This is a genomic window from Streptomyces sp. NPDC001027 (assembly GCF_040299045.1).
Classification (GTDB): Bacteria; Actinomycetota; Actinomycetes; order Streptomycetales; family Streptomycetaceae; genus Streptomyces.
In genome coordinates, this window is sequence record NZ_JBEPBI010000010.1 from 1 (window position 1) to 22311 (window position 22311).

Consider the following 22311-nt stretch of genomic DNA (forward strand, 5'->3'; position numbering starts at 1 on the left):
CCCGCCCCGAGGTCGGCGCAGCCGCCGGCGGAGCCCGCGCCGGGCGACGCCGCGCCCCTCGCCCCCGACACCGCTCCGCCGCCTGCCGAACCCACCCCGTCGGCACCGCAGTTCCGCCCGAAGATCGTCCAGGCGGACTGCTGCGACCCGACGGATGACCCCGGCGCCTCGGACGGTTCGGGCGCCTCGGAGGCCGCCGACGGTTCGGACGCCGTCGATGGTTCGGACGGCGTCAAGGGTTCGGAGGCCGCCGACGGTTCGGACGTCCCAGGTGCTCCAGGCGCCTCGGGGGCTGCTGGCGACCCGGGTGGCCGACCGGTTCCCGCCGCGCGTCTGCGGGCGTTGCCCGTCCACCCCGGCGCACATCGGTCGCCGGGTGCCGCCGTCGCCGTCGCCGTCGTGACGAAGGTCGTGGGCCGCTGACCTGCGGGCGGACGCGGAGGTCAGCGAGGGCCGGAAGCGCGCCGCGGGCGGAGCCGCAGAAAGCAGACCGTCCCCCCCCGGGACTCGCCCCGGCGGTCGCGGCGGAGTCCGGGCTGTCGCGGCGGATTCCGGGCGGTCGCCCGCAAGGCCCCGGCGGCAGCCCGCGACCGTCGAGTGAGTGAGCCTGCCGACCGCCCTGCGCGTCCCGGCCGGGGGAAGTCGGCGTGCTGCGCCACCGGACGGCTCCGGGCCCGGCCGACCCGGTAGGCTTCCCGGGGACGCGCAAGCCCAAAGACGTCGAACGGGAGGAACCCGCGGTGCACGTGCAGGAATGGCTGGACTCGGTGCCCGCGATCGCCGTCTACGCGATGGTGGGCCTCGTCATCGGCCTCGAGAGCCTCGGCATCCCGCTGCCCGGCGAGATCATCCTGGTCTCGGCCGCGCTGCTGTCCTCCCAGCACGGCGGCATCAACCCCGTGGTCCTGGGCGCGTGCGCCACCGCCGGGGCCGTCATCGGCGACTCCATCGGCTACGCCATCGGTCGCAAGGGCGGACGTCCGCTGCTGGCCTGGCTCGGAGCGAAGTTCCCCCGGCACTTCAGCGAGGGGCACATCGCCACCGCCGAGCGCTCCTTCGAGAAGTGGGGCATGTGGGCGGTCTTCTTCGGCCGCTTCGTCGCCCTGCTGCGCATCTTCGCCGGGCCGCTCGCGGGCGTGCTGCACATGCCCTACTGGAAGTTCCTCGTCGCCAACGTCCTCGGCGGCATCGCCTGGGCGGGCGGCACGACCGCGGTCATCTACTACGTGGGCGTCGTCGCCGAGTCCTGGCTGAAGCGGTTCTCCTGGCTGGGCCTGGTGCTCGCGGTGCTGATCGGCCTGACCTCGATGCTGGTGCTCAAGCGCAAGGCGAAGAAGATGCAGGCGGCGCGGCCCGAGTCCGCGTCCGAGCCGGAGCCGGTGCCCGCCGGGGAGTGACCCCCGGCCCGGGACTGCTGGAGGCGCGCTCTACTCGTGGATCGCGTCGTGCGCCTTGGCCAGATCCGCGTACAACGTGCCGTTCAGCGTGACCCCTTGACGCTCCTCCTCCGTCAACGCCCGCTTCACCTTGGCCGGCACGCCCGCCACCAGCGAACCCGGCGGGACCTGCATCCCCTGCGGCACCAGCGCCTGTGCGGCGACCAGCGAACCCGCCCCGATCACGGCCCCGTTGAGCACCGTCGCGCCCATTCCGACGAGGCAGTCGTCCTCGACGGTCGCCCCGTGCACGACGGCGTTGTGGCCCACGGAGACCCGTTCGCCGATGGTCACGGGAAATCCGGGGTCAGCGTGCAGCGTCGCGTTGTCCTGCACGTTCGCGTCCCTGCGCACGGTGATCCGCTCCACGTCGCCGCGCACCACCGCCCCGTACCAGACGCTCGCGCCGGCCTCCACCGTCACGTCCCCGATCACAGAGGCCGTCGGCGCGACGAACGCCGTCGCGTCGACCTGGGGTTCCCTGCCGCCGATGCCCACGATCAGCGCCCTGTGCGTCATCACCGTCTCCTCGCGTCCGTCGTCTGCGGGCACCGTACGCCACCCGGTTGGGGCGAAGATCACAGGGCTGTGGTCCCGTGGCCCCGGCGACGCTGAGTACGGTGAGCGGGTGCCGAAGCGCAAGAACACGTTCTCATCATGGTGGCGCCGCCTCGTGCAGCGCGCCGTCCACGCGGGCTGGGCCTGGGTGCAGCGCACGGGGTCCGTCAGTGCCGAGCGCCCCGGACGCTTCCGTTTCGGCTCCATGGGCGCGGGCACCCGGCTCGCCTTCCCGCTCGGCACCGTGTTCGGGGAGCCGTGGATCCACCTGGGGGCGCACTGCATCGTCGGCGAGCAGGTCACCCTGACCGCCGGCCTGATGCCCGACCTCGATCTCGGACCCGATCCGATCCTGCGTCTGGGCGACGGCGTGGTCCTCGGCCGGGGCAGCCATGTCATCGCCGACACCACCGTCACCATCGGCAGCGACTGCTACTTCGGCCCGTACGTGTACGTCACGTCCACGAACCATTCCTACGACGACCCGCACGAGCCGATCGGCAAGCAGTGGCCGAGGATGGAGCCCGTGGAGATCGGGCCCGGCTGCTGGATCGGCACGGGCGCGGTGATCCTGCCGGGAGCGCGGATCGGCCGCAACGTCGTGGTGGCGGCCGGGGCGGTGGTGCGCGGCCCGGTCCCCGACCACTCGGTGGTCGCGGGTGCGCCCGCCCGGATCGTACGGCGCTGGACGCCCGCCGACGGCTGGCAGCCGCCGCTGCGCACCCCTCCTCCGGTGCCGATACCGGACGGAGTCACCCCGGACCAGCTGGTCGCGCTGTCGGAGCTGGACGACGAGACGGTGGAACGCCTCGCCCAGCTGGAGCCCGAAGGCTGACCGGGCCGGACGGACGGACCGGGCCACAGGGGCGCACGGTCCGGGTCGGGCGGACGAGCCGGGCCGGCGGCTCAGCCGCTCGCCAGCAGCAGCGTCCCCACGAGGGCCAGCCCCGCGCCGGCGGCCTGGAGGCCCCGGAGCCGCTCGCGCAGCAGACCGCGCGCGGCGAGGGCGGTGACGACCGGGTAGAGGGAGGCGAGCACGGCGGCCACCGTCACGGGCCCGTGCTGGGCGGCCACGACATAGGTCCCGTTCGCCGCGACGTCGGCGAGGCCCACGAAGGCCAGGGCCGGCAGCGAGCGCCACGGGAAACCGCCGTCCGGGAGGGCGGCGGCCCCCCGCCTGACGGAGACGTACAGAGCGAGGCCGCCGACCGTCACGTTGACCGCGCGCTGGACGAAGAGGGCGAGGAACAGTCCCGTCACCGTGACCGACGACTCCGCGATCAAAGCGAACACCGTGCCGAAGCCGCCGGCCGCGACCAGCGTGAGCAGGATGGCCTGCCGCTGCACGGGCGCGCCCCGCAACTGCGGTCCGCCCGCGAGGACGACCCCGAGCACGGCGACCGCGATCCCCGCGATCTGCGTCAGACCGGGCCGCTCGCCGAGGAAGAGGCCCACGCCGACCGGGACGGCCACGCCCACCGTGCCGAGCGGGGAGACCACCCCCATGGGGCCGAGCGCGAGCGCCTTGTAGAAGCAGAGCAGCGCCACCGGGCCCACCGCCCCGGCCGCGACCGCGAACCACAGCCGGGGGCCCGCCTCGCTCCAGCCGCCGGTGGCGACGACGACCGCGCCGAGGACCGCCGCAGCGATCGCCTGCGAGACGACGACCACCGTCAGCGCGGGGGTGCGCCGGGTCAGCAGACCGCCGCCGAAGTCGGCCAGCCCCCACAACAGGCTGGTGGCGAGGGCGAAGAGTGCTGTCACTGGCTCACTCGCAGTACAGTTCGGCGAACGATCGGGTACACCTCACCGTAGTGCAGTGAAGTGCACTCTGTCATTGAATATATTGCCCTCGTCTCCTGGATGGAATGTGTCGGACCTCGATCTGCTGACTCAGTCCCTGGCGCGCAACGTCAAGCGATGGCGCACCGAGCGCGGATTCACCCTCGACGCGCTGGCCGCCCGCGCGGGTGTCAGCCGCGGCATGCTGATCCAGATCGAACAGGCCCGCACCAACCCCAGCATCGGCACGGTCGTCAAGATCGGCGACGCCCTCGGGATCAGCGTCACCACCCTGCTGGACTACGAGCGGGGCCCGAAGGTCCGCATCGTCCCCGCCGATCAGGCGGTACGGCTGTGGCACACCGATGCGGGCAGTTACAGCCGCCTCCTCGCGGGTACGGAGGCGCCGGGGCCGCTGGAGATGTGGGACTGGCGGCTCATGCCCGGCGAGGGCAGCGGGTCCGACCCGCACCCGCCCGGCACGGTCGAGATCGCCCATGTCACCGCCGGCGAGCTGACGCTGACCGTCGACGGCGCCGAGTACCGCGTCGAGGCGGGGGCGAGCGTCACGTTCGACGCCGACGCCGCGCACTCCTACGCCAACCGCGGTGAAGTGCCGACACAGCTGGTGCTGACGGTTTCGGTGCCGCCGCCCGCGCACTGAGGCGACGGGCCGACAGCCGGTCGGGGGCTGTTAGCGTGCGGTCATGCGCGCACCCATCGGACGCTTCGACAGCGCCGCCCCGGCCCCCGATCGCCTCGACGAGCTGCCCGGCCCGGTCGCCGACGCCGTGCGCCGCTGGAGCGGCAGCGTGCCGGCCGACCAGATCGTGCACGTCGACACCGATCCGCAGTGGGCGGACACCGCCGTCTTCGTCGAGCACTACGGCCGTGAGCTGCTGGAGCAGTCCGCGAACTGCGTCGTGGTGGCCGGCAAGCGAGGCGGCGAGACGACGCTCGCCGCGTGCGTGGTCCTGTCCACCACGCGGGTCGACGTCAACGGTGTCGTGCGCCGCCGACTCGGGGCGCGCAAGGCCTCGTTCGCGCCGATGGACCTCGCGGTGGGCGAGACCGGCATGGAGTACGGCGGCATCACCCCGATCGGACTCCCCTCCTCCTGGCCGGTGCTGGTGGACGCCGCGGTCGTCGACCTGCCCTATGCGCTGGTGGGGAGCGGGCGCCGCCGCGGGAAGCTCCTGGTGCCGGGCAAGGCGTTCGCCGAACTGCCGGGCGCGGTGGTGATCGAAGGGCTCGGACTGCCCGTGGACTAGGGCACGCGGGCAGAGCCGCGCCGGTCGGGCGTGCAGGCGTCGCTGGCCGGGGCGTGCCGGACGTCGTGGGCGCGGCATGCCGGGCGTCGCGCGCCGGGGGCGGGCCGGGTGGTTCGTCGGCGCGGCCTAAGACGTGCTCGCGGCGGCCGTGTGGTGGGCGAGCACCCGGTGCGGGTCCTCCTCGCCGGGCGCCGCCGCCGGATCGGCGTGCACCAGAGCCGCCGTCAGGCGCGGCACCGCGTGCAGCAGGGCGTGCTCCGCCGCCACGGCGACCCCGTGCGCCTGACGTACGGTCATGTCGCCGTCCACCACGACCGCCACCTCGGCGCGCAGCCGGTGCCCGATCCAGCGCAGCCGCAACTCGCCCACCCCGCGCACCCCTTCGACCTCCCGCAGCGCCCGCTCGGCACGGTCGACCAGCGCCGGGTCGACGGCGTCCATCGCCCTGCGGAACACCTCCCGGGCGGCGTCCCGCAGCACCAGGACGATCGCCGCCGTGATCGCCAGTCCCACGACCGGGTCGGCCAGACGCCACCCGAGCGCCGAGCCGCCCGCGCCCAGCAGCACCGCGAGCGAGGTGAACCCGTCCGTGCGGGCGTGCAGTCCGTCCGCGACCAGCGCGGCCGAGCCGATGGAGCGGCCGACCCGGATGCGGTACCGCGCGACCCACTCGTTGCCCGCGAAACCCGCCAGCGCGGCCACGGCGACGGCCCCCACGTGGTCGACGGGCCGTGGGTCGAGCAGTCGCTCCACCGCCGTCCAGCCCGCGAAGGCCGCGGAGGCGGCGATGGTCAGGACGATCGCGATGCCCGCCAGATCCTCCGCCCGGCCGTAACCGTAGGTGAACCGGCGGGTGGCCGCCCGCCGGCCCAGGACGAAGGCGATGCCGAGGGGGACGGCGGTCAGGGCGTCCGCCGCGTTGTGCACCGTGTCGCCGAGCAGGGCCACCGACCCGGAGAGCGCGACCACGACCGCCTGCGCGGCGGCCGTCACGCCCAGCACCGCGAGGGAGACCCAGAGCGCTCGCATGCCCCGGGCGGAACTCTCCAGGGCCGCGTCCAGCTTGTCGGCCGTCTCGTGGGAGTGGGGCGTGAGGAGGTGCGCGAGGCGATGGCGCAGGGCGCGGGCGCGGGAGGCGGCGGACGGTGCGGAGGCGGGAGAAGCGGGGCCGGGGCGGTCGCCGTGATCGGCGCTGTGGTGCGGGTGGACATGGGCGTGATCGTGGGTCCGGTGGGCGGAGTGGTGGTGTGCGTGCTCGTGCGCGGGGTGGTGCTCGTCGTCGGTCCGGTGTCCGCGTTCGTGCCGCTCGCTCACGTCGATCCCCTTCCGTGCGCCGGGGTGGACTGGTGCGCGCCCACCCCGCCATTATGTGCGTATGAGCGCACGCATGCACCTGTCATCTGCACACCATGCGCATCCGCGCACCCCCGGCGAGGAGCAGTTCGCCCTCGCCGCCGAGCTGCTCGCCCTCCTGGGCGACCGCACCCGGCTCACCCTGCTGCATGCTCTGACCTCGGGCGAGGCCGACGTGACCACGCTGACCGAGGCCTGCGGCGCGGCCCGGCCGGCGGTCAGCCAGCACCTCGCGCGGCTGCGGTTGGCCGGACTCGTCAGCACCCGCAAGGAGGGCCGCCGCGTGGTCTACTCGCTCTCCGACGGACATCTGCGCCGCCTGGTGGACGAGGCGCTGAACGTGGCGGACCACCGGCTCGGCGACGAGCCGCCGCACGACTGACCCTCGGCCGGTCATGACCCCGGCCGGTCAGTAGCGCTCGGCCGTCCCGAGGTACTGCTCCGCGAAGGCGGCAGCGGCGGCCGGCGAGGTGAACAGCCGGCGCAGCCGGGCGGACGCGGCGCCCGCCCGGAACGGGTCGCCGGACGCCGTCCCGTGGTAGACCTCGGACAGCCACTGCGAGAACTCCTGGTAGTCCCACACCCGGCGCAGACAGGCCTCCGAGTAGCCGTCCAGACCGGCCTCGTCACCCGCGTCCACGGCGGCGACCAGCGCGTCGCCGAGCAGGAACGCGTCGTGCAGGGCGAGGTTCATGCCCTTCGCGGCGATGGGCGCGACGAGGTGCGCCGAGTCCCCGGCCAGGAAGAGCCGCCCGTACCGCATCGGCTCGACCACGTAGTCGTGCATGTCCAGCACCCGTTTCTCGATCAGCGGGCCCTCGGTCAGCGGCGGCGCCCCGGCCACCTCGAGCCGTCGGCGCAGCTCGGACCAGATCCGGTCGTGCGACCAGTTCTCCGGGTCGTCGCCGGGCGGACACTGGAGGTAGTACCGGGTCACCTCGGGGCTGCGGGCCATGTGTCCGGCGAAACCGTCCGGATGCACGCCGAACAGGACGCAGTCGGAGGACGGCGGCGCCTCGGCGAGCAGGGCCAGCCAGCCGATGCCGTAGTCGTGCCGGGCGATCCGCGCGCGCCCGGCCGCAGGCGCGGTCCGGCTCACCCCGCGCGCACCGTCCGCACCGACCACGAAGTCACAGGTCAGCAGCCGCCGTTCGCCCGACTCGGGGCAGGTGTACGACACGGAGGGGCGAGCCGAGTCGAGGTCGTGGAGCCCGACGTCGCGGGCCGAGAAGCGGGCGTCGCCGCCGCGCACGTCGACGTACTCGCGGACGAGGTCGGCGACCAGCAACGGCTGCGGATACACCCAGTGGTGATGTCCCGTCAGCTCGGTGTAGGGCAGGCGGCGGCGTTCGCCGCCGAAGCGGAACTCGCACGCCGAGTGCCGCTGCGCTCGCTCCACCAGGCCCTGGGCGAGGCCGCGTTCGCGCAGTCCGCGGACGGCCCGCTCCTCGATGACTCCGGCGCGCGGCCTGCGCTCGATGGACGCACGGCTCTCCGCCTCCAGGACGACACAGTCGACCGACGCGGCGCGCAGGATGTTCCCGACGGTCAGACCCGCGGGTCCCGCGCCCACGACGACGACCGAAGTGTGCTGGGAGGAAGGGGAGTCGGCGGTCACTCTCCCATTATGGGCGGGCTCCCAGCCGGGGGATCTCTATCGCCGGGCAGCGGTCCATGACCATCTCCAGGCCGGCCGCCCGCGTGCGCTCGTAGGCCGCCTCGTCGACGACGCCGAGCTGGAACCACACCGCCCGCGCACCTTTGGCCACAGCCTCGTCGGCGACGTCGCCCGCGAGCTCGCTGTTGACGAAGACGTCGACGACGTCCACCTCGAAGGGGATGTCCGCGAGGGACGCGTACCCCTGCTCCCCGTGGACCGTCTCCGCCTTCGGATGGACGGGCACCACCCGCTTGCCGAAGCGCTGCAGCACCTCGGCGACGCCGTAGGCCGCGCGGCTGCGGTTCGTCGACAGGCCGACCACGGCCCAGGTGTCACCGAGTCCGGTGAGGATCTCGCGGATCGTCGCCTCGTCGCCGTACACCGGCGGCCTCCTCTGGGTAAGGGTCGTCCACAGCCTGGCTCCCCCTGCAACACCGCACGACGCACCTTGATTCCGGCTCCTGCCTGCGCACCGCGCTCCGCCCGCCTAGGCTCGCCCTGTGCTGAGCATCATCGACGCCCGAACCGGCGAACCCGTCGCCGCCTCCGTCCGGCGGGGCCCGACCCGGGTCGAGGCGCATGCCCGCGGGTACGGCGCGGCGTCGCTGCGCGTCCTGCTCGTCGCGGATCTGCTCGTGCGCGCCCTGGAGATGGGCGGCACGCCCGCGTGGGCCCTGCTGAGCGAGGGGGCGAGCGGCAGGGCGGAGCTGCGCGCCGGCGCCGCAGCCCTCGGCATGCACCCCTTCGAGGACGGCCGCGGCGCCACCGGGGGAACGGGCGCGGCCCAGGTGCTGCACGTGGTCGGGGCGGACGGCCCGGCCCCGGACGGCGTACGGATCGCCGTCGCTCCCGTGCAGGGGGCCGTGCCCGACTGGCGGGCTGCGACCGCGGGCCGCGGCGATCCGGCCGCGGGCGGCGCGGCGCCGGGTCTCGACCCCTCCGTCCTGCGCCTCGCCCTGCTCGCGGTGGAGCGCACCGAACCCCTCCGGCTCGACGAGGCCGCCCTGGACGAGGCCCGCGACACCCTCGCGCGCTGGCGGCGGGCCGTCGCCGACTGGGCGCGACGGCCCTCGCGTCCGGTCCCCGACGAGGTGCGCGGACGCCTGCGCGCCGCGTGGGAGGACGACCTGGACGTGCCCGAGGTGCTGCGGGTGCTGCGCTGGACGGAGGACGCCGGACCGGAGCTGCCGGACGGCGCCCGCTTCGAGACGTACGCCTACGCGGACCGGCTCCTCGGCCTGGAACTCACCCGCTGTGTGGGAGCCCCCGAATGAGCCGCCCTGCCGGCGTCGCACCGCGCCGCCTGGTGGTGCTGCGGCACGCCAAGTCGGCCTGGCCGGCCGGGGTCCCCGACCATGAGCGGCCGCTCGCCCCGCGCGGCCGCAGGGACGCTCCGGCGGCGGGCCGCGCGATCGCCGGGGCCGGCTGCGTCCCCGACCTCGCGCTGTGCTCCACCGCGGTGCGCGCCCGCGGGACCTGGGAGCTGGCGTCCGCCCAGTGGGACGCCCCCGTGCCGGTCCGCCTCGATCCCCGGCTCTACGGGGCGGACGTGCCCGAGCTGCTCGACGTCGTCCGGGAGACGCCCGCCGACGTCGGGACGCTGCTGCTGGTCGGGCACAATCCCGGCCTGGAGGAACTGGTCCTCGACCTGGCCGGGGACGGGGAGCCCGCCGCCCTGGACGCGGTACGGCTCAAGTTCCCGACCTCGGCGCTGGCCGTCCTGACCTGGCACGGAACCGACTGGCGGTCCCTGACCCCCGGCGCGGCGCGGCTGACGTCGATGACGGCGCCGAGAGGCGACCGCACGCCGTAGCCGCCCGATCGGCCGCGCCCCCTGCGACCGGTCGGCGCCCCGCCTCCCGACGGGTCCGGCGGGTCGGCGCTCCCCAGCGGTCGGGCGCAGTGCCCCCGACGGCGACGTCGCCCACCGTGCGGACCGTCGCCCGCACGCCTGCGCCGTCGGCGACCCGCGTCGCACCGCATAGGCTGTCCCGATGCAGGAGGAGTACCGCACCGTCGCCCGCGCGGGCGTGCACGAGACCGAGGTCAACCGCTCGCGCTTCCTGTGCGCCCTCGCCCCCGCGGCCACCGAGCGGGAGGCCCAGGACTTCATCGCGTCCGTGCGCAGGGAGCACGCCGACGCCACCCACAACTGCTGGGCGTACGTCATCGGCGCCGACGCCGGCGTGCAGAAGGCGAGCGACGACGGCGAGCCCGGCGGCACCGCGGGCGTGCCGATGCTCCAGATGCTGCTGCGGCGCGAGATGCGGTACGTCGTCGCCGTCGTCACCCGCTACTACGGCGGCGTCAAGCTCGGCGCGGGCGGTCTCATCCGGGCGTACGGCGGCGCCGTCGGCGAGGCGCTGGACGTCCTTCCCGTGCGCACCCGGCGCCGCTTCCGCCTGGCCACGGTGACCGTCGACCACCAGCGGGCCGGCAAGATCCACAACGACCTCCACGCGACCGGTCGCGACGTGCGCGAGGTCGCCTACGGCGAGGCGGTCACCATCGAGGTCGGCCTGCCGGAGGCCGAGGTGGACGCCTTCCGTGCCTGGCTGGCCGACGCGACGGCGGGCACGGCCGGGTTCGAGCTGGGCGGGGAGGCGTACGGGGACGCGTGACCTGCCCGACATACACCTGGGCGCAATGTCCGTAAAGCGCCTCTGTGTCGGCTGTCATGACGGTGCGATACGGGAGTAACCGCCCGTGCTGTCGGACCCGGCCGTTAGTCTCGGGGATCATGAGGCTCCTGCACACTTCCGACTGGCATCTCGGCCGGGCGTTCCACCGGGTGAACATGCTCGGCGCCCAGTCCGAGTTCATCGGTCACCTGGTCGCCACCGTGCGCGAGCGCGCGGTCGACGCGGTGGTCGTGTCGGGGGACGTGTACGACCGCGCGGTGCCCCCGCTCGCCGCGGTCGAGCTGTTCGACGACGCCCTGCACCGGCTCGCCGACGTCGGCGTGCCCACAGTGATGATCTCCGGCAACCACGACTCGGCCCGCCGGCTCGGGGTCGGCGCCGGACTCATCGGCCGCGCCGGCATCCACCTGCGCACGGACCCGACGGCGGCCGCCACCCCCGTCGTCCTGCGGGACGCCCACGGCGACGTCGCCTTCTACGGCCTGCCCTACCTCGAACCTGCCCTGGTGAGGGAGGAGTTCGGGGTCCAGAAGGCGAGCCACGAGGCCGTGCTCGCCGCCGCGATGGACCGGGTCCGCGCCGACCTCGCCGCCCGCGCGCGCGGCACCCGCTCCGTCGTCCTCGCCCACGCCTTCGTCACCGGCGGCGAGCCCAGCGACAGCGAACGCGACATCACCGTCGGCGGGGTCGCGTCCGTGCCCGCCGGCGTCTTCGACGGCGTCGACTACACCGCCCTCGGCCATCTGCACGGCAGCCAGACCCTCACCGAGCGCGTGCGCTACTCGGGCTCGCCCCTGCCGTACTCCTTCTCCGAGGCCGAGCACCGCAAGACCATGTGGCTCGTCGACCTGGGCCCCGAGGGCGAGATCGCCGCCGAGCGGATCGACTGCCCGGTCCCGCGCCCGCTGGCCCGAATCCGCGGCCCCCTGGATGACCTGCTCGCCGACCCGGCGCTCGCCCGCCACGAGGACGCCTGGGTCGAGGCGACGCTCACCGACGCCGTCCGCCCGGCCGAGCCCATGGCCCGGCTCGTCGACCGCTTCCCGCACACCCTGAGCCTCGTCTTCGCCCCAGAACGCGCCCCCGACGACCCGGACGTGTCCTACGCGCGGCGGCTGGCCGACCGCAGCGACCAGGAGATCGCCGAGGACTTCGTGGCGCATGTGCGCGGTGCGGGGCCCGACGCCCGCGAACAGGGCGTGCTGCGGGACGCCTTCGACGCGGTGCGCGCGGACGACACGGCACGGGAGGTGGCCCGATGAGGCTGCACCGGCTCGTCCTGACGGCCTTCGGCCCGTTCGGCGGCACCCAGAGCGTCGACTTCGACGAGCTGTCCGCCGCCGGGCTCTTCCTGCTGCACGGACCGACCGGCGCCGGCAAGACCTCGATCCTGGACGCCGTCTGCTACGCGCTGTACGGCTCCGTGCCCGGCGCCCGCCAGAGCGGCCAGGGTCCGACCCTGCGCAGCGACCACGCCGCCGCCGGCGCCCGCACCGAGATCACCCTCGAACTCACCGTCGCCGGACGCCGGTTGGAGATCACCCGGCAGCCGCCCTGGGAGCGACCCAAGAAGCGCGGCGTGGGCACGACGGTGGAGAAGGCGCAGAGCTGGCTGCGCGAGCACGACGCTGCCGCCGGCGCCTGGAAGGACCTCAGCCGCTCCCACCAGGAGATCGGCGAGGAGATCACCCAGCTGCTCGGCATGAGCCGCGAGCAGTTCTGCCAGGTCGTGCTGCTGCCCCAGGGCGACTTCGCGCGGTTTCTGCGCGCCGACGCCGAGGCGCGCGGCCGGCTGCTGGGCCGCCTCTTCGACACCCGGCGCTTCGCCGAGGTCGAGAAACGGCTCGCCGAGCGCCGCCGCACCACCGAGGCACATGTGCGCGAGGGCGACTCCGCCCTGCTCGCCGACGCCCATCGGATGCAGCAGGCGGCTGGCGACGCCATGGAGCTGCCCGAGGCGGCCCCCGGCGAACCGGGCCTCGCCGAGGCCGTGCTCACCGCCGCCGCCGTCGCCCGCAGCACCGCACGCGAGCAGCTCACCGTCGCCCACTGCGGCCGGCTCGCCGCCGAGTCGGCCCAGGCCGCCGCCGAACGCGCCGCGGCGGACACGCGTGAACGGGCCCGGCTGCAGCAGCGGTTCGCCGAAGCGCGCGAGCGCGCCGCCGCCCTCGATGAACGGGCCGCCGCCCACCGGGAGGCGCAGGCGCGGATGGAACGGGCGCGCAAGGCGGAGACGGTCGCGCCGGCCCTGGAGCTGCGGGAGTCCGCCGACGCCGAGCACCGTGACGCGTCGGCCCGTGCCGCGCGCGCGCGTGCCCTGCTCCCGGAGGGGTTCACGGAGGCCGGCGCCGCGGGACTGGCCGCCGCCGCCCGCCGCGCCGCCGAAGAGCTGGGCGGGCTGGCGTCCGCCCGCCGGGCCGAGCGGCGACTGACCGACCTCGTCGCCGAGCGGACCGAACTGGACGGGAGGGAGCGCGAAGACGACGAGGTCCTCGCGGAGAGCGGGACCTGGCTCGCCGGGTGGGACGCCCTCCGCGACGGGCTGCGGGCCGCCGTCGAGTCCGCCCAGGAGGCCGCCACCCGCGCCGAACAGCTCGACGGCCGGCGGGAGCCCGCGCGCCGCCGCCTCGCCGCGGCCCGTCGGCGCGACGAGCTGACCCGCGAGCTGGAGGCCGCCCGGCACAAGGCCCTCGCCTCCGGGGAACACGCGCAGACCGCCCGCGCGCACTGGCTCGCCCTGAAGGAGCAGCGCCTCGAAGGCATCGCCGCCGAGCTGGCCGCCACCCTCGCCGACGGCGCGCCGTGCGCCGTCTGCGGCGCCATCGAGCACCCCGCCCCCGCCCGCAAGGACGCCGGGCACGTCGACCGCGAGACCGAGGAACAGGCGCTCGCCGCATGCCGGGTCGCAGAGGAGGGCCACGCCGCGGACGAACGCCGTCTCGGCCTCGTGCGGGAGGCGCTCGCCGCCGCCACCGCCGAGGCCGGAGACGCGCCCGCGGACCGGCTCCTCGCCGAGGCGCAGGAGGTGGAGCAGGCCTACGCCCTGGCCCGCCGGGAGGCCTCGGCGCTGCACCCCGCGCGCGAGGAACTGCGGCAGGCCGAGCAGGAGCACGAGCGCCGCGCCGAGGCCCAGCGCGAGGCCGCGGTGCGGGCCGCGTCCCGGGTGGCCCACCGGGACCGGCTGGAGCGGGAGCGCGCCGTCCTGGAGGCGGAGCTGACGCAGGCCCGGGGCGCGGCGGAGAGCGTCGCCGCCCGGGCCGCCCAGCTGGAGCGGCGCGCGGCCCGGCTCACCGAGGCGGCCGAGGCGGCGCGCGCCGTGGAGGAGAGCGCCGCGCGCCTCAAGGCGGCCGACGGCCGTCTCGACGAGGCCGCGTTCCGGGCCGGCTTCCACACCCCGCGCGCCGCCGCCGAGGCCCTGCTCGACGCCGCCGCCCACCGGGAACTGCAACGCGCACTGGACGTCCGGCAGGCCGAGGAGGCCGCCGTACGGACCGTGCTCGCCGAGCCCGACACCGTGGCCGCGGCCGGGCAGCCGCCCGCCGACCTCGCGGCCGCGCAGGCCGCCGCGGCGGCAGCCGCCGAACGGCTGCGCGCCGCCGCCTCCGCGCAGGACGCCGCAGCCCGCCGCTGCGCCGAGCTCGACCAGCTCTCCGCGCGCGCGGAGAGCGGCGTGCGCCGTCTCGCCCCGGTGCGCGAGGAGTACGACCGGGTGGCCCGGCTGGCCGGCCTCACCGCGGGCACCTCGGCCGACAACGAGCGCAAGATGCGGCTGGAGGCCTATGTGCTGGCGGCCCGCCTCGAACAGGTGGCGGCCGCCGCGACCGCACGGCTGCAGCGGATGTCGTCAGGCCGCTACACCCTCGTGCACTCCGACGACCGGGCGGGCCGCGGGCGCAGCGGGCTCGGGCTGCACGTGGTCGACGCCTGGACGGGGCGCGAGCGCGACACGTCGACGCTGTCCGGCGGCGAGACCTTCTTCGCCTCGCTCGCTCTGGCGCTCGGCCTCGCCGACGTCGTCACCGACGAGGCGGGCGGCGTCCGGCTCGACACCCTCTTCATCGACGAGGGATTCGGCAGCCTCGACGACCAGACGCTCGACGAGGTCCTCGACGTCCTCGACTCGCTGCGCGAACGCGACCGCAGCGTCGGCATCGTCAGCCACGTCGCCGATCTGCGGCGGCGCGTCCACGCCCAGCTGGAGGTGGTGAAGGGCAGATCGGGATCGGCGGTGCGGCAGCGGGGCTATCTGCCGAGCGGGCGCCGGGGGAGCGGCGAGGAGTAGACGACGCTGGTCGTGACCGACCCGAGCGCGCCGATCTTCCCCGACACCTCCTCCAGGTGACGCATCGAACGGGCGGCGACCTTGATCACGAAGCAGTCGTCACCCGTCACATGGTGCGCCTCGAGGATCTCGGGCGTGACGGACACCAGATCGTGGAACGGCTTGTAGTTGCCGTTGGGGTAGCGCAGCCGAACGAACGCCAGAATGCCCAGGCCCAGCCGCTCCGGGTCCACGACGGCCGCGTAACCCTGGATGACGCCGGCCTCCTCCAGCCTGCGCACCCGCTCGGTGACGGCGCTCGCCGACATCGCCACCGCACGTGCCAGGTCGGCGAAACTGGCCCGGCCCTCCCGCTGGAGGACCTCGAGGATGCGCCAGTCGGTGGCGTCCGGGGAATACGCGGTCATGGGCGAAGACTGCAGGGAAATCCCCGGCGAAGCAAGACCGAGGCCGTGGAACGCTCCTTCAACCGCGGTGATCGCCGCCATAGGTTTGCGGTTGTAGCGAACCCGTCGGAATCCTGCGGAAAGGCCCCTGCGATGACTGCCACGACCCCTCTCGACCCGGTGCTGCGCGTCGCCCCCGCGGCCCCCGCCGAGGCCGCCGCCCACTTCCGGGCGAGCCTCGCCTTCTACGCCGACGTCTCCGACGTGGCCGCCGCCCTCGCCGCCGGCGAACCGGGCTTCGCGGTCGTGGACTCCCGGTCCACCGCGTCGTGGGACCAGGGCCGTCTCCCGGGCGCCGTCCACCTGCCCACCGCGCTCATCGCCGAGCAGGCCGAGCGGCTCCTCGACCGGGACGTGCCGGTGGTGACGTACTGCTGGGGTCCCGGCTGCAACGGAGCCACCCGGGCCGCCCTCGCGCTCGCCGAACTCGGCTACCGCGTCAAGGAGATGCTCGGCGGGTTCGAGTACTGGGTGCGGGAGGGCTTCGCGTACGAGACCCCGGAGGGCGGCGCGCGGCGCGCCGCCGATCCGCTCACCGCCCCGGTCGACGCGCCGGACTGCGGCTGCTGAACGCATCGGAGGCGACGTCCCCCGCCTCCCTCCGCGCCCCGGTGCGGGGTGTGGCGGTGCAGCGGTGCGTGCACGGTCCATGGGCGACCGCCGCTTCGGGCAGGCCCGTTCACGCCTGCCCGTGCGGCGGCTCCCGTGCGGACCCGCCGTTCAGTCCCGCACGACCTGCGGCGACGGACGCAGAAAGCGACGGTCCACCGCCGTGAACTCGCCCTCGGGACGGGCGGCGTGCAGCACGACGTCGAGTGCGGCGTCCGCGTCGCACGCGTAATGCCCGCTCGCCCAGGCGGCGTTGGCCTCCACCACGGCCCATCCGCAGCCGTCGACCAGGCCGACGTCGACCACGACGGCACTCGGCAGCCCCGTCCCTGCGAGCCGACCGGCGAACTCCGACACCTCGTCGCACCGCGGGTCCCGCGCCAGCGGCGCCACGTCGAGGGCGCCCCGCGTCGCGTACCGGCTGCCGGTGCGGACCTCGCCGTCCAGCAGGAACAGCCGGTACTCCACGGTGAACGTGACGATGTCGCTGATCAGCACCGGCTCCGTGCCGTCGACGGCGTCCGGGCCCGGCAGCCCGCTGCCGTCCGGGTAGATCCGCGCCGCGAAGCTCTTGTCGTTCGGCGGCTTCACGAACGCCGGACGCCGCAGCCGCCACGCGTCCGCGATCGTGGCGAACGCGACGTCCCGCGAGGTGAGTTCACGAGGCAGCCGGGACAGCCAGTCCGCCGGCGCCTCGAGCAGCCCCACGCCCAGCTCCCGCGCCACCGCGTCGGCGAACAGCGGCCCGGCGTACAAGGAGGCGCCCGCGGCCCGACGCCACGCTTCGGGCGCCCGCCACTCCCGCAACGTCTCGACGTGCATCCCGCGCCGCCGCGCCGCGCCCGCGAGGGCGTGGCCGGTCGCGGTGACGCGAGGGGACAGGAACAGGGTGCGGGTGCCGGTCATGCGACGAGGGTGACCCACCGCGGCCTCGGAGAACACCGAATTTCCGCCTGCCCTGCACTGGCAGTCCGACTCCTGTCCCCGGCCCGGCCCGGCCCGGCCCCGACCCCGGCCTCCCGGTCCCGGGCTCTGGTTCGGGCCGGGGGCCGGGGGCCGGTCGGGTCGGGGGGCGGAGCGGGGTGGTGATGTGGAGGGTCAGAGCTGTGCGAGTTCGTCCACCAGGTCGTCGAGGCCCAGCGAGCCCTGCGAAAGGGCCGCCATGTGCCAGGACTTGAGGTCGAAGCCGTCGCCCCGGCGTTCGCGGGCCTTCTCCCGCCCGAGCAGCCAGGCCCGCTCGCCCAGCTTGTAGCCGATGGCCTGGCCGGGGATCGTCAGATAGCGGGTGAGCTCGCTCTCGACGAAGTCCGCGGGGCGACTGCTGTGCCCGCCGAAGAACTCCTGCGCCAGCTCCGGCGTCCAGCGCTCGCCCGGGTGGAAGGGCGAGTCGGCGGGGATCGACAGCTCCAGGTGCATGCCGATGTCGACGATGACCCGCACCGCCCGCATCATCTGCGCGTCCAGGTAGCCGAGCCGCTGCTCCGCGTCCGTGAGGAAGCCCAGTTCGTCCATCAGCCGCTCCGCGTACAGCGCCCACCCCTCGGCGTTGGCGCTGACGATCCCGATGGACGCCTGGTACCGGGAGAGGTCCCCGGCGACGTGCGCCCACTGGGCGAGCTGGAGATGGTGGCCGGGAACGCCCTCGTGATACCAGGTGGAGACGAGGTCGTAGGCCGGGAAGCGGGTCTGCCCCATGGTCGGCAGCCAGGTGCGGCCGGGCCGTGAGAAGTCCTCCGAGGGAGGCGTGTAGTAGGGGGCGGCAGCGCTCCCCGCCGGGGCGATCCGCGACTCGACCTTCCGCACCCGCTCGGCGAGTTCGAAGTGGGTGCCGTCGAGGGCTTCGATCGCCTGGTCCATCAGGCCCTGCAGCCATTCGCGGACCTCGTCCACGCCCTCGATGTGCCGGCCGTGCACGTCGAGGTGGGCCAGCGCCTCCCAGGGCGTCTGCGCGCCCGGCAGGATCTTCTCCGCCTCCTTCTTCATCTCGGCCAGCAGCCGGTGGTACTCCGCCCAGCCGTACGCGTAGGCCTCGTCCAGATCGAGGTCGGTGCCGTTGTAGTACCGCGACCAGCGGGCGTAGCGCTCCCGGCCGACGGTGTCCGGCGCGCCCTGGATCGTCGGCGCGTACACGTCGCGGACCCAGTCGCGCAGCCGCACGACCGCCGCCGTGGCCGCGCGGGCCGCCTCGTCGAGCTCGGCGCGCAGGGCGTCCGGCCGCGACTCGGGGCCGGCGGACACGAACTCCTCGAACCAGCCGCGGCCCTCGCCGTCCGCGTCCGACCACTCGGTGAGCTGCCCGACGAAGGTGGCGGTCGGCCGCGGGGCCGCGTAGAGCTTGCGTTCCAGACCCAGCGTCAGCGACTCGCGGTAGCCCTCGAGCGCCGCCGGCACCGCGCGCAGCCGCTCGGCGATCGCCGCCCAGTCCTCGTCGGTCTGGCTGGGGGTGACGGTGAACACCTCACGCACATGGTGGGCGGGCGTGGCCATGTTGCCGACGGTACGCAGCCCCTCGTCCGCGTCGTGCACGGCGAGCTGTGCGATCAGCCGCTCACGCAGCAGGCGTGCGCACCGGCGCTCGATGTCACTGTCCGCGCCGGGCCTGCGCTCCGCCTCGTCGAGCTTCGCCAGGGTGTCGCGCGCGAGCCGCGCGAGGGCTTCCTGGCCCGTGGGCGAGAAGTCGGGCAGTCGGCTCGAACTCTCCTGCACGCCGAGGTAGGTGCCGGTCACCGGGTCGAGGGCGATGAGGTCGTCGACATAGGCGTCGGCGATCTCGCGGGGAAGCGGGTTGGTGGTGTGTGACATGCGCTCCATCCTCGTACGACGGGGCGACGCGCGTCACGGCATCTGTCCCGAACCCGTCGGCGGCAGCAGCGGTCCGCACTCCCACTGCTGGAAGATCAGCCGCGTCTCGACACGGGCCACCTCGCGCCGTGAGGTGAACTCGTCGAGCACGAGGCGCTGCAGATCCGCCATGTCCGCGACGGCCACATGGACGAGGTAGTCGTCCGGCCCGGTGAGGTGGAAGACGGTCAGCGCCTCCGGCATCGCCCGGATCCGCTCCACGAACGGCCCGACCAGCTCCCGGCGGTGCGGGCGGACCTGCACCGACAGCAGCGCCTGCAGGCCCCGGCCCAACTTGGCCGGATCGAGCCGCAGCTGATGCCCGAGGATCACGCCGGAGCGGCGCAGCCGCGTGACGCGGTCGAGGCAGGTCGACGGCGCGACGCCGACCTGCGTGGCGAGGTCGCGGTAAGTGGTCCGGGCGTCGTTCTGCAGCAGCCGCAGCAGCTGGAGATCGACCGGGTCCAGTACGACGGATTCGGGCATCGGCCGAACGTAGCACGGAGTCCGCATCCGATCACCCGTCCGATGTTCACTCTGCCGTCCATGGACTCAACCGCTGCGAACACGCACGCGTACGACGGCGTACGCATGTACGGAGCGCCCCGCGCGCGGGCACTGGCCACCGAGGCCGTGCACGCCGGACGGGACGACCTGGCCGGGCAGGGCCTGCACGCCCCGCCGATCGACCTGTCCACCACCTACCCCTCCTACGACAGCCGCGCCGAGGCCGCCCGCATCGACGCGTTCGCCGCGACCGGGGCGGAGCCGGACGGGCCGCCCGTCTACGGACGGCTGGGCAACCCGACGGTGGCACGCTTCGAGACGGCGCTGGCCCGCCTCGAAGGCGCCCAGAGCGCGGTCGCCTTCGCCAGCGGGATGGCGGCGCTGACCGCGGTGCTGCTCGCGCGCGCCTCGGCCGGGCTGCGGCACGTCGTGGCCGTACGCCCGCTCTACGGGTGCAGCGACCATCTGCTGACGGCGGGGCTGCTCGGCTCGGAGGTCACCTGGACCGACCCGGCGGGGATCGCGGACGCGCTGCGCCCCGACACCGGGCTCGTGATGGTGGAGTCGCCCGCCAACCCGACGCTCGCCGAGGTCGATCTGCGGGCGGTCGCCCACGCCTGCGGCTCGGTCCCGCTGCTCGCCGACAACACCTTCGCGACACCGGTGCTCCAGCGGCCGGCGGAACAGGGTGCGCGACTGGTCCTGCACAGCGCCACCAAGTACCTCGGCGGCCACGGCGACGTGCTGGGCGGCGTCGTCGCCTGTGACGAGGAGTTCGCGGGCCAGCTGCGGCAGATACGTTTCGCCACCGGCGGCGTGCTGCATCCGCTGGCCGGGTATCTGCTGCTGCGCGGCCTGTCCACGCTGCCCGTGCGGGTGCGGGCCGCCTCAGCGACCGCCGCCGAGCTGGCCCGCCGGCTGACGGCGGACCCGCGGATCGCTCGCGTGCACTACCCGCGGATCGGCGGCGCGATGGTCGCCTTCGAGGTCGACGGCGACCCGCACGCGGTGATCGCGGGCGTCCGTCTGATCACCCCCGCGGTGAGCCTCGGCAGCGTCGACACGCTCATCCAGCATCCGGCGTCGATCAGTCACCGCATCGTGGACGCGGCGGAACGCCGCGGCGCGGGCGTGAGCGACCGGCTGCTGCGGCTGTCGGTGGGGCTGGAGGACGTCGAGGATCTGTGGGAGGACCTCGACCGGGCGCTCGACGGCGCCGGTCCGGTCGGCGAAGGGGAAGCGCAGGGCCGTCGCGAACGGCTGGAGGAGACCGTTGCGCGGTCCGGGCGGGAAGCGGCCGCGGTGTGACGGTGCGGGCGGCCCGGCGGCACTGCACCGCCCGGCCGCCCGCCCCACGTCGTCGCCTTACATCGCCGCCTTACGTCACCGGCCTACGTCGTCGCCTTACGTCGTCAACCTGCGTACTTGTCGCCCGAGGCCCGAGGCCCGAGGCCCGAGGTCGGACGTTCAGTCGCGTCGGACGCGTTCCTCGTGGCGCTGCTCGGACGCCCCCCGTGTCGCTCCGGCCTTCTCCAGACGGGCGGTGATCACCAGGGTTCCCTCCTCGATCTGGTAGTCGAGGGGCAGTCCGAGGCCGCGCATGGCCGCGACCATGCCGGTGTTGGACGACTGCGTCACGGCGTACACGCTCCCGCAGCCCGCCTCCCCGGCCATCGCCACCAGCCGGCCGAGCAGTTCCGCGCCGATGCCGCGCCGCTGCCAGCCGTCCTCGACGAGCAGGGCGACCTCCGTCTCGTCGCCGTCCCACAGCAGATGGCCGAGGCCGACGATGCGGCCCGACCGCGTCTGCACGGCGAGAGTGCGGCCGAAACGCGGGCTGAGCAGATGGTTGAGGTAGCGGTCCGCGTCGCCGACCGGCCCGTGATAGCGCATCCCGAGCGTGCGCGCCGAGCACCGCTCGTGCATCTCCTTCGCCGCGGCCACGTCACCCGTGTCCGCCCGGCGCACGGTGATGTCCTCGCCTTCGGACAGCGTCAGGACGTCCTGGCCGTGCGGGACCCGCGGGCCGAGCCGGGCGTCCAGCTCCACCAGCGCACGCGCGCGGGCGAACTCGGTCGGGGTGAACGGCAGATACGCCCGCTCGACCGTGATCACGCCGCCGTCCGGCATCGGCAGCCGCATCACGGTGTCCTCCAGCGTGCCCTCCACCGGCACGTCCCCGGCGGCGTCCGCGCCACCGCGGCCGACCGCCGCGGGGAGCGAGCGGATCGTGCAGCGGCCGAGCAACTGCCGCAGGGCGAGCGGAAGTTCCGCGGCGTCGAGAGCGGTACGGGTGGCCAGACCGAGGACCCGGGTCGGCGCGTCCACCAGATCGTGGGCGTCGGCCCGCTCGATCCAGGTGTCGCGGCCGCCTCCCAGCACCACGGCCCGGGTGATCTCGCCCGCCGCGAGAGGGCCGGGGGCCCGCAGCAGGAACTCGTCCACGGTGTCCGCGCCCAGCGGGTGCGTCTGCAGGCTCAGAATGTCCACCCGTCGTCCGGCGAGCGCCGCGCACAGGGCGGCCAGCGACCCGGGGGCGTCCTGCACCGTCGTCCGCATCCGCCAGAGGGTGCTCTCCTCGCCGGTCGGCGAGGGAAGCGCGGACGGCCCGGCCTGCGGCTCCTCGGAGCCCGGCCGGGCGCCGGTATCGCCGGCGGGGGGTGCATGACCGTGGCGGCGTGCCCACCAGGTGTGGAACCCGGCCGTGGCGGCGAGCGCGACCGCGGACACGGCCAGCAGCATCGGGCCGTCCGGACCGTGGCCCACCAGGTTCGCCACGCCGTCGGCCACCGCGACGGCCGTGAAGAGCGCGGCGAGTTCCACCACGTCCCGCCGCCAGTGGTGCACCGGGCGTCCGCGCCGCGCGCGCGTCACATCAGTCAGTTCTCGAGTCATGCAGCCACTGTGGAGGAACTGTGTTGCGT

22 protein-coding genes and 1 pseudogene are annotated in these 22311 nt (G+C 74.7%); 13 read left to right on the forward strand and 10 right to left on the reverse strand.

What is annotated here, in order from left to right; all coding sequences use genetic code 11:
• Positions 1 to 423: pseudogene (locus ABT300_RS05325) on the forward strand (hypothetical protein); the annotation flags it as partial.
• 317 nt (positions 424 to 740) lie between these two features.
• Positions 741 to 1397, forward strand: coding sequence for a DedA family protein (locus tag ABT300_RS05330; RefSeq protein WP_351672349.1), 657 nt, complete (start codon positions 741 to 743; stop codon positions 1395 to 1397).
• A gap of 30 nt (positions 1398 to 1427) precedes the next feature.
• Here ABT300_RS05330 and ABT300_RS05335 read toward each other — a convergent pair whose 3' ends face one another.
• A complete protein-coding gene (locus ABT300_RS05335; RefSeq protein ID WP_351672351.1) occupies positions 1428 to 1955 on the reverse strand; it encodes a gamma carbonic anhydrase family protein in 528 nt (175 codons plus the stop codon).
• 109 nt (positions 1956 to 2064) lie between these two features.
• Here ABT300_RS05335 and ABT300_RS05340 point away from each other — a divergent pair, with 109 nt between their 5' ends.
• The gene (locus ABT300_RS05340) at positions 2065 to 2829 is read left to right on the forward strand and encodes an acyltransferase (RefSeq protein WP_351672353.1); all 765 of its coding nucleotides are present in this window, start codon (positions 2065 to 2067) and stop codon (positions 2827 to 2829) included.
• 71 nt (positions 2830 to 2900) lie between these two features.
• Here ABT300_RS05340 and ABT300_RS05345 read toward each other — a convergent pair whose 3' ends face one another.
• Complete coding sequence (locus ABT300_RS05345; RefSeq protein WP_351672355.1) at positions 2901 to 3758, reverse strand: EamA family transporter; 858 nt, start codon at positions 3756 to 3758, stop codon at positions 2901 to 2903.
• Positions 3759 to 3864: 106 nt separating this feature from the next.
• On the opposite strand from ABT300_RS05345, the gene ABT300_RS05350 reads away from it, so the two are divergent.
• Together ABT300_RS05350 and ABT300_RS05355 are read left to right on the forward strand one after the other, a co-directional pair.
• Positions 3865 to 4440: a helix-turn-helix domain-containing protein gene (locus ABT300_RS05350; RefSeq protein ID WP_351672357.1), complete on the forward strand. Its 576-nt coding sequence runs from the start codon at positions 3865 to 3867 to the stop codon at positions 4438 to 4440.
• Positions 4441 to 4483: 43 nt separating this feature from the next.
• The gene (locus ABT300_RS05355; protein WP_351672359.1) at positions 4484 to 5047 is read left to right on the forward strand and encodes a YbaK/EbsC family protein; all 564 of its coding nucleotides are present in this window, start codon (positions 4484 to 4486) and stop codon (positions 5045 to 5047) included.
• A gap of 126 nt (positions 5048 to 5173) precedes the next feature.
• Here ABT300_RS05355 and ABT300_RS05360 read toward each other — a convergent pair whose 3' ends face one another.
• Positions 5174 to 6361, reverse strand: coding sequence for a cation diffusion facilitator family transporter (locus ABT300_RS05360; protein WP_502977882.1), 1188 nt, complete (start codon positions 6359 to 6361; stop codon positions 5174 to 5176).
• 61 nt (positions 6362 to 6422) lie between these two features.
• On the opposite strand from ABT300_RS05360, the gene ABT300_RS05365 reads away from it, so the two are divergent.
• Positions 6423 to 6782, forward strand: coding sequence for an ArsR/SmtB family transcription factor (locus tag ABT300_RS05365; RefSeq protein WP_351672361.1), 360 nt, complete (start codon positions 6423 to 6425; stop codon positions 6780 to 6782).
• Positions 6783 to 6809: 27 nt separating this feature from the next.
• Here ABT300_RS05365 and ABT300_RS05370 read toward each other — a convergent pair whose 3' ends face one another.
• Together ABT300_RS05370 and ABT300_RS05375 are read right to left on the reverse strand one after the other, a co-directional pair.
• A complete protein-coding gene (locus ABT300_RS05370) occupies positions 6810 to 8018 on the reverse strand; it encodes a 4-hydroxybenzoate 3-monooxygenase (RefSeq protein ID WP_351672363.1) in 1209 nt (402 codons plus the stop codon).
• 7 nt (positions 8019 to 8025) lie between these two features.
• Entirely contained in the window at positions 8026 to 8442 is a 417-nt protein-coding gene (locus ABT300_RS05375; protein WP_351672365.1) for a CoA-binding protein, read from the reverse strand.
• A 118-nt stretch (positions 8443 to 8560) separates the two neighbouring features.
• Here ABT300_RS05375 and ABT300_RS05380 point away from each other — a divergent pair, with 118 nt between their 5' ends.
• The 5 genes from ABT300_RS05380 to ABT300_RS05400 all read left to right on the forward strand — a co-directional run bounded on the left by ABT300_RS05380 (position 8561) and on the right by ABT300_RS05400 (position 14984).
• Positions 8561 to 9334: a hypothetical protein gene (locus tag ABT300_RS05380; RefSeq protein WP_351672367.1), complete on the forward strand. Its 774-nt coding sequence runs from the start codon at positions 8561 to 8563 to the stop codon at positions 9332 to 9334.
• On the forward strand, positions 9331 to 9873 hold the full coding sequence (locus ABT300_RS05385) for a SixA phosphatase family protein (protein ID WP_351672369.1): 543 nt from the start codon (positions 9331 to 9333) through the stop codon (positions 9871 to 9873). Before ABT300_RS05380 ends, ABT300_RS05385 begins: the two co-directional genes overlap by 4 nt.
• Positions 9874 to 10054: 181 nt before the next feature.
• On the forward strand, positions 10055 to 10681 hold the full coding sequence (locus ABT300_RS05390) for a YigZ family protein (protein ID WP_351672371.1): 627 nt from the start codon (positions 10055 to 10057) through the stop codon (positions 10679 to 10681).
• A gap of 119 nt (positions 10682 to 10800) precedes the next feature.
• Positions 10801 to 11964, forward strand: a complete 1164-nt coding sequence (locus ABT300_RS05395; RefSeq protein ID WP_351672373.1) for an exonuclease SbcCD subunit D — start codon at positions 10801 to 10803, stop codon at positions 11962 to 11964.
• Positions 11961 to 14984, forward strand: a complete 3024-nt coding sequence (locus ABT300_RS05400) for an AAA family ATPase (protein ID WP_351672375.1) — start codon at positions 11961 to 11963, stop codon at positions 14982 to 14984. The genes ABT300_RS05395 and ABT300_RS05400 overlap by 4 nt, the downstream gene beginning before the upstream one ends.
• Here ABT300_RS05400 and ABT300_RS05405 read toward each other — a convergent pair.
• Positions 14945 to 15391: an Lrp/AsnC family transcriptional regulator gene (locus tag ABT300_RS05405; RefSeq protein WP_107445146.1), complete on the reverse strand. Its 447-nt coding sequence runs from the start codon at positions 15389 to 15391 to the stop codon at positions 14945 to 14947. The two genes, ABT300_RS05400 and ABT300_RS05405, sit on opposite strands and share 40 nt — an antisense overlap.
• 132 nt (positions 15392 to 15523) lie before the next feature.
• On the opposite strand from ABT300_RS05405, the gene ABT300_RS05410 reads away from it, so the two are divergent.
• On the forward strand, positions 15524 to 16000 hold the full coding sequence (locus ABT300_RS05410; protein ID WP_351672377.1) for a rhodanese-like domain-containing protein: 477 nt from the start codon (positions 15524 to 15526) through the stop codon (positions 15998 to 16000).
• Positions 16001 to 16150: 150 nt separating this feature from the next.
• Here ABT300_RS05410 and ABT300_RS05415 read toward each other — a convergent pair whose 3' ends face one another.
• The 3 genes from ABT300_RS05415 to ABT300_RS05425 form a co-directional block, all read right to left on the reverse strand.
• Positions 16151 to 16945: an ATP-grasp domain-containing protein gene (locus ABT300_RS05415; RefSeq protein ID WP_351672379.1), complete on the reverse strand. Its 795-nt coding sequence runs from the start codon at positions 16943 to 16945 to the stop codon at positions 16151 to 16153.
• A 192-nt stretch (positions 16946 to 17137) separates the two neighbouring features.
• Positions 17138 to 18841 (reverse strand): DUF885 domain-containing protein, encoded by a 1704-nt coding sequence (locus tag ABT300_RS05420; RefSeq protein WP_351672381.1) that lies wholly within the window; start codon positions 18839 to 18841, stop codon positions 17138 to 17140.
• 33 nt (positions 18842 to 18874) lie between these two features.
• Complete coding sequence (locus ABT300_RS05425; RefSeq protein ID WP_351672383.1) at positions 18875 to 19366, reverse strand: Lrp/AsnC family transcriptional regulator; 492 nt, start codon at positions 19364 to 19366, stop codon at positions 18875 to 18877.
• Positions 19367 to 19408: 42 nt separating this feature from the next.
• Here ABT300_RS05425 and ABT300_RS05430 point away from each other — a divergent pair, with 42 nt between their 5' ends.
• Positions 19409 to 20695 carry a trans-sulfuration enzyme family protein gene (locus tag ABT300_RS05430; protein ID WP_502977883.1) on the forward strand — a complete coding sequence of 429 codons (1287 nt, stop codon included), beginning with the start codon at positions 19409 to 19411 and terminating at the stop codon, positions 20693 to 20695.
• A 159-nt stretch (positions 20696 to 20854) separates the two neighbouring features.
• On the opposite strand, the gene ABT300_RS05435 is transcribed toward ABT300_RS05430, so the two are convergent.
• Positions 20855 to 22282: a GNAT family N-acetyltransferase gene (locus ABT300_RS05435; RefSeq protein WP_351672385.1), complete on the reverse strand. Its 1428-nt coding sequence runs from the start codon at positions 22280 to 22282 to the stop codon at positions 20855 to 20857.
• Between the last annotated feature and the right edge of the window lie 29 nt (positions 22283 to 22311).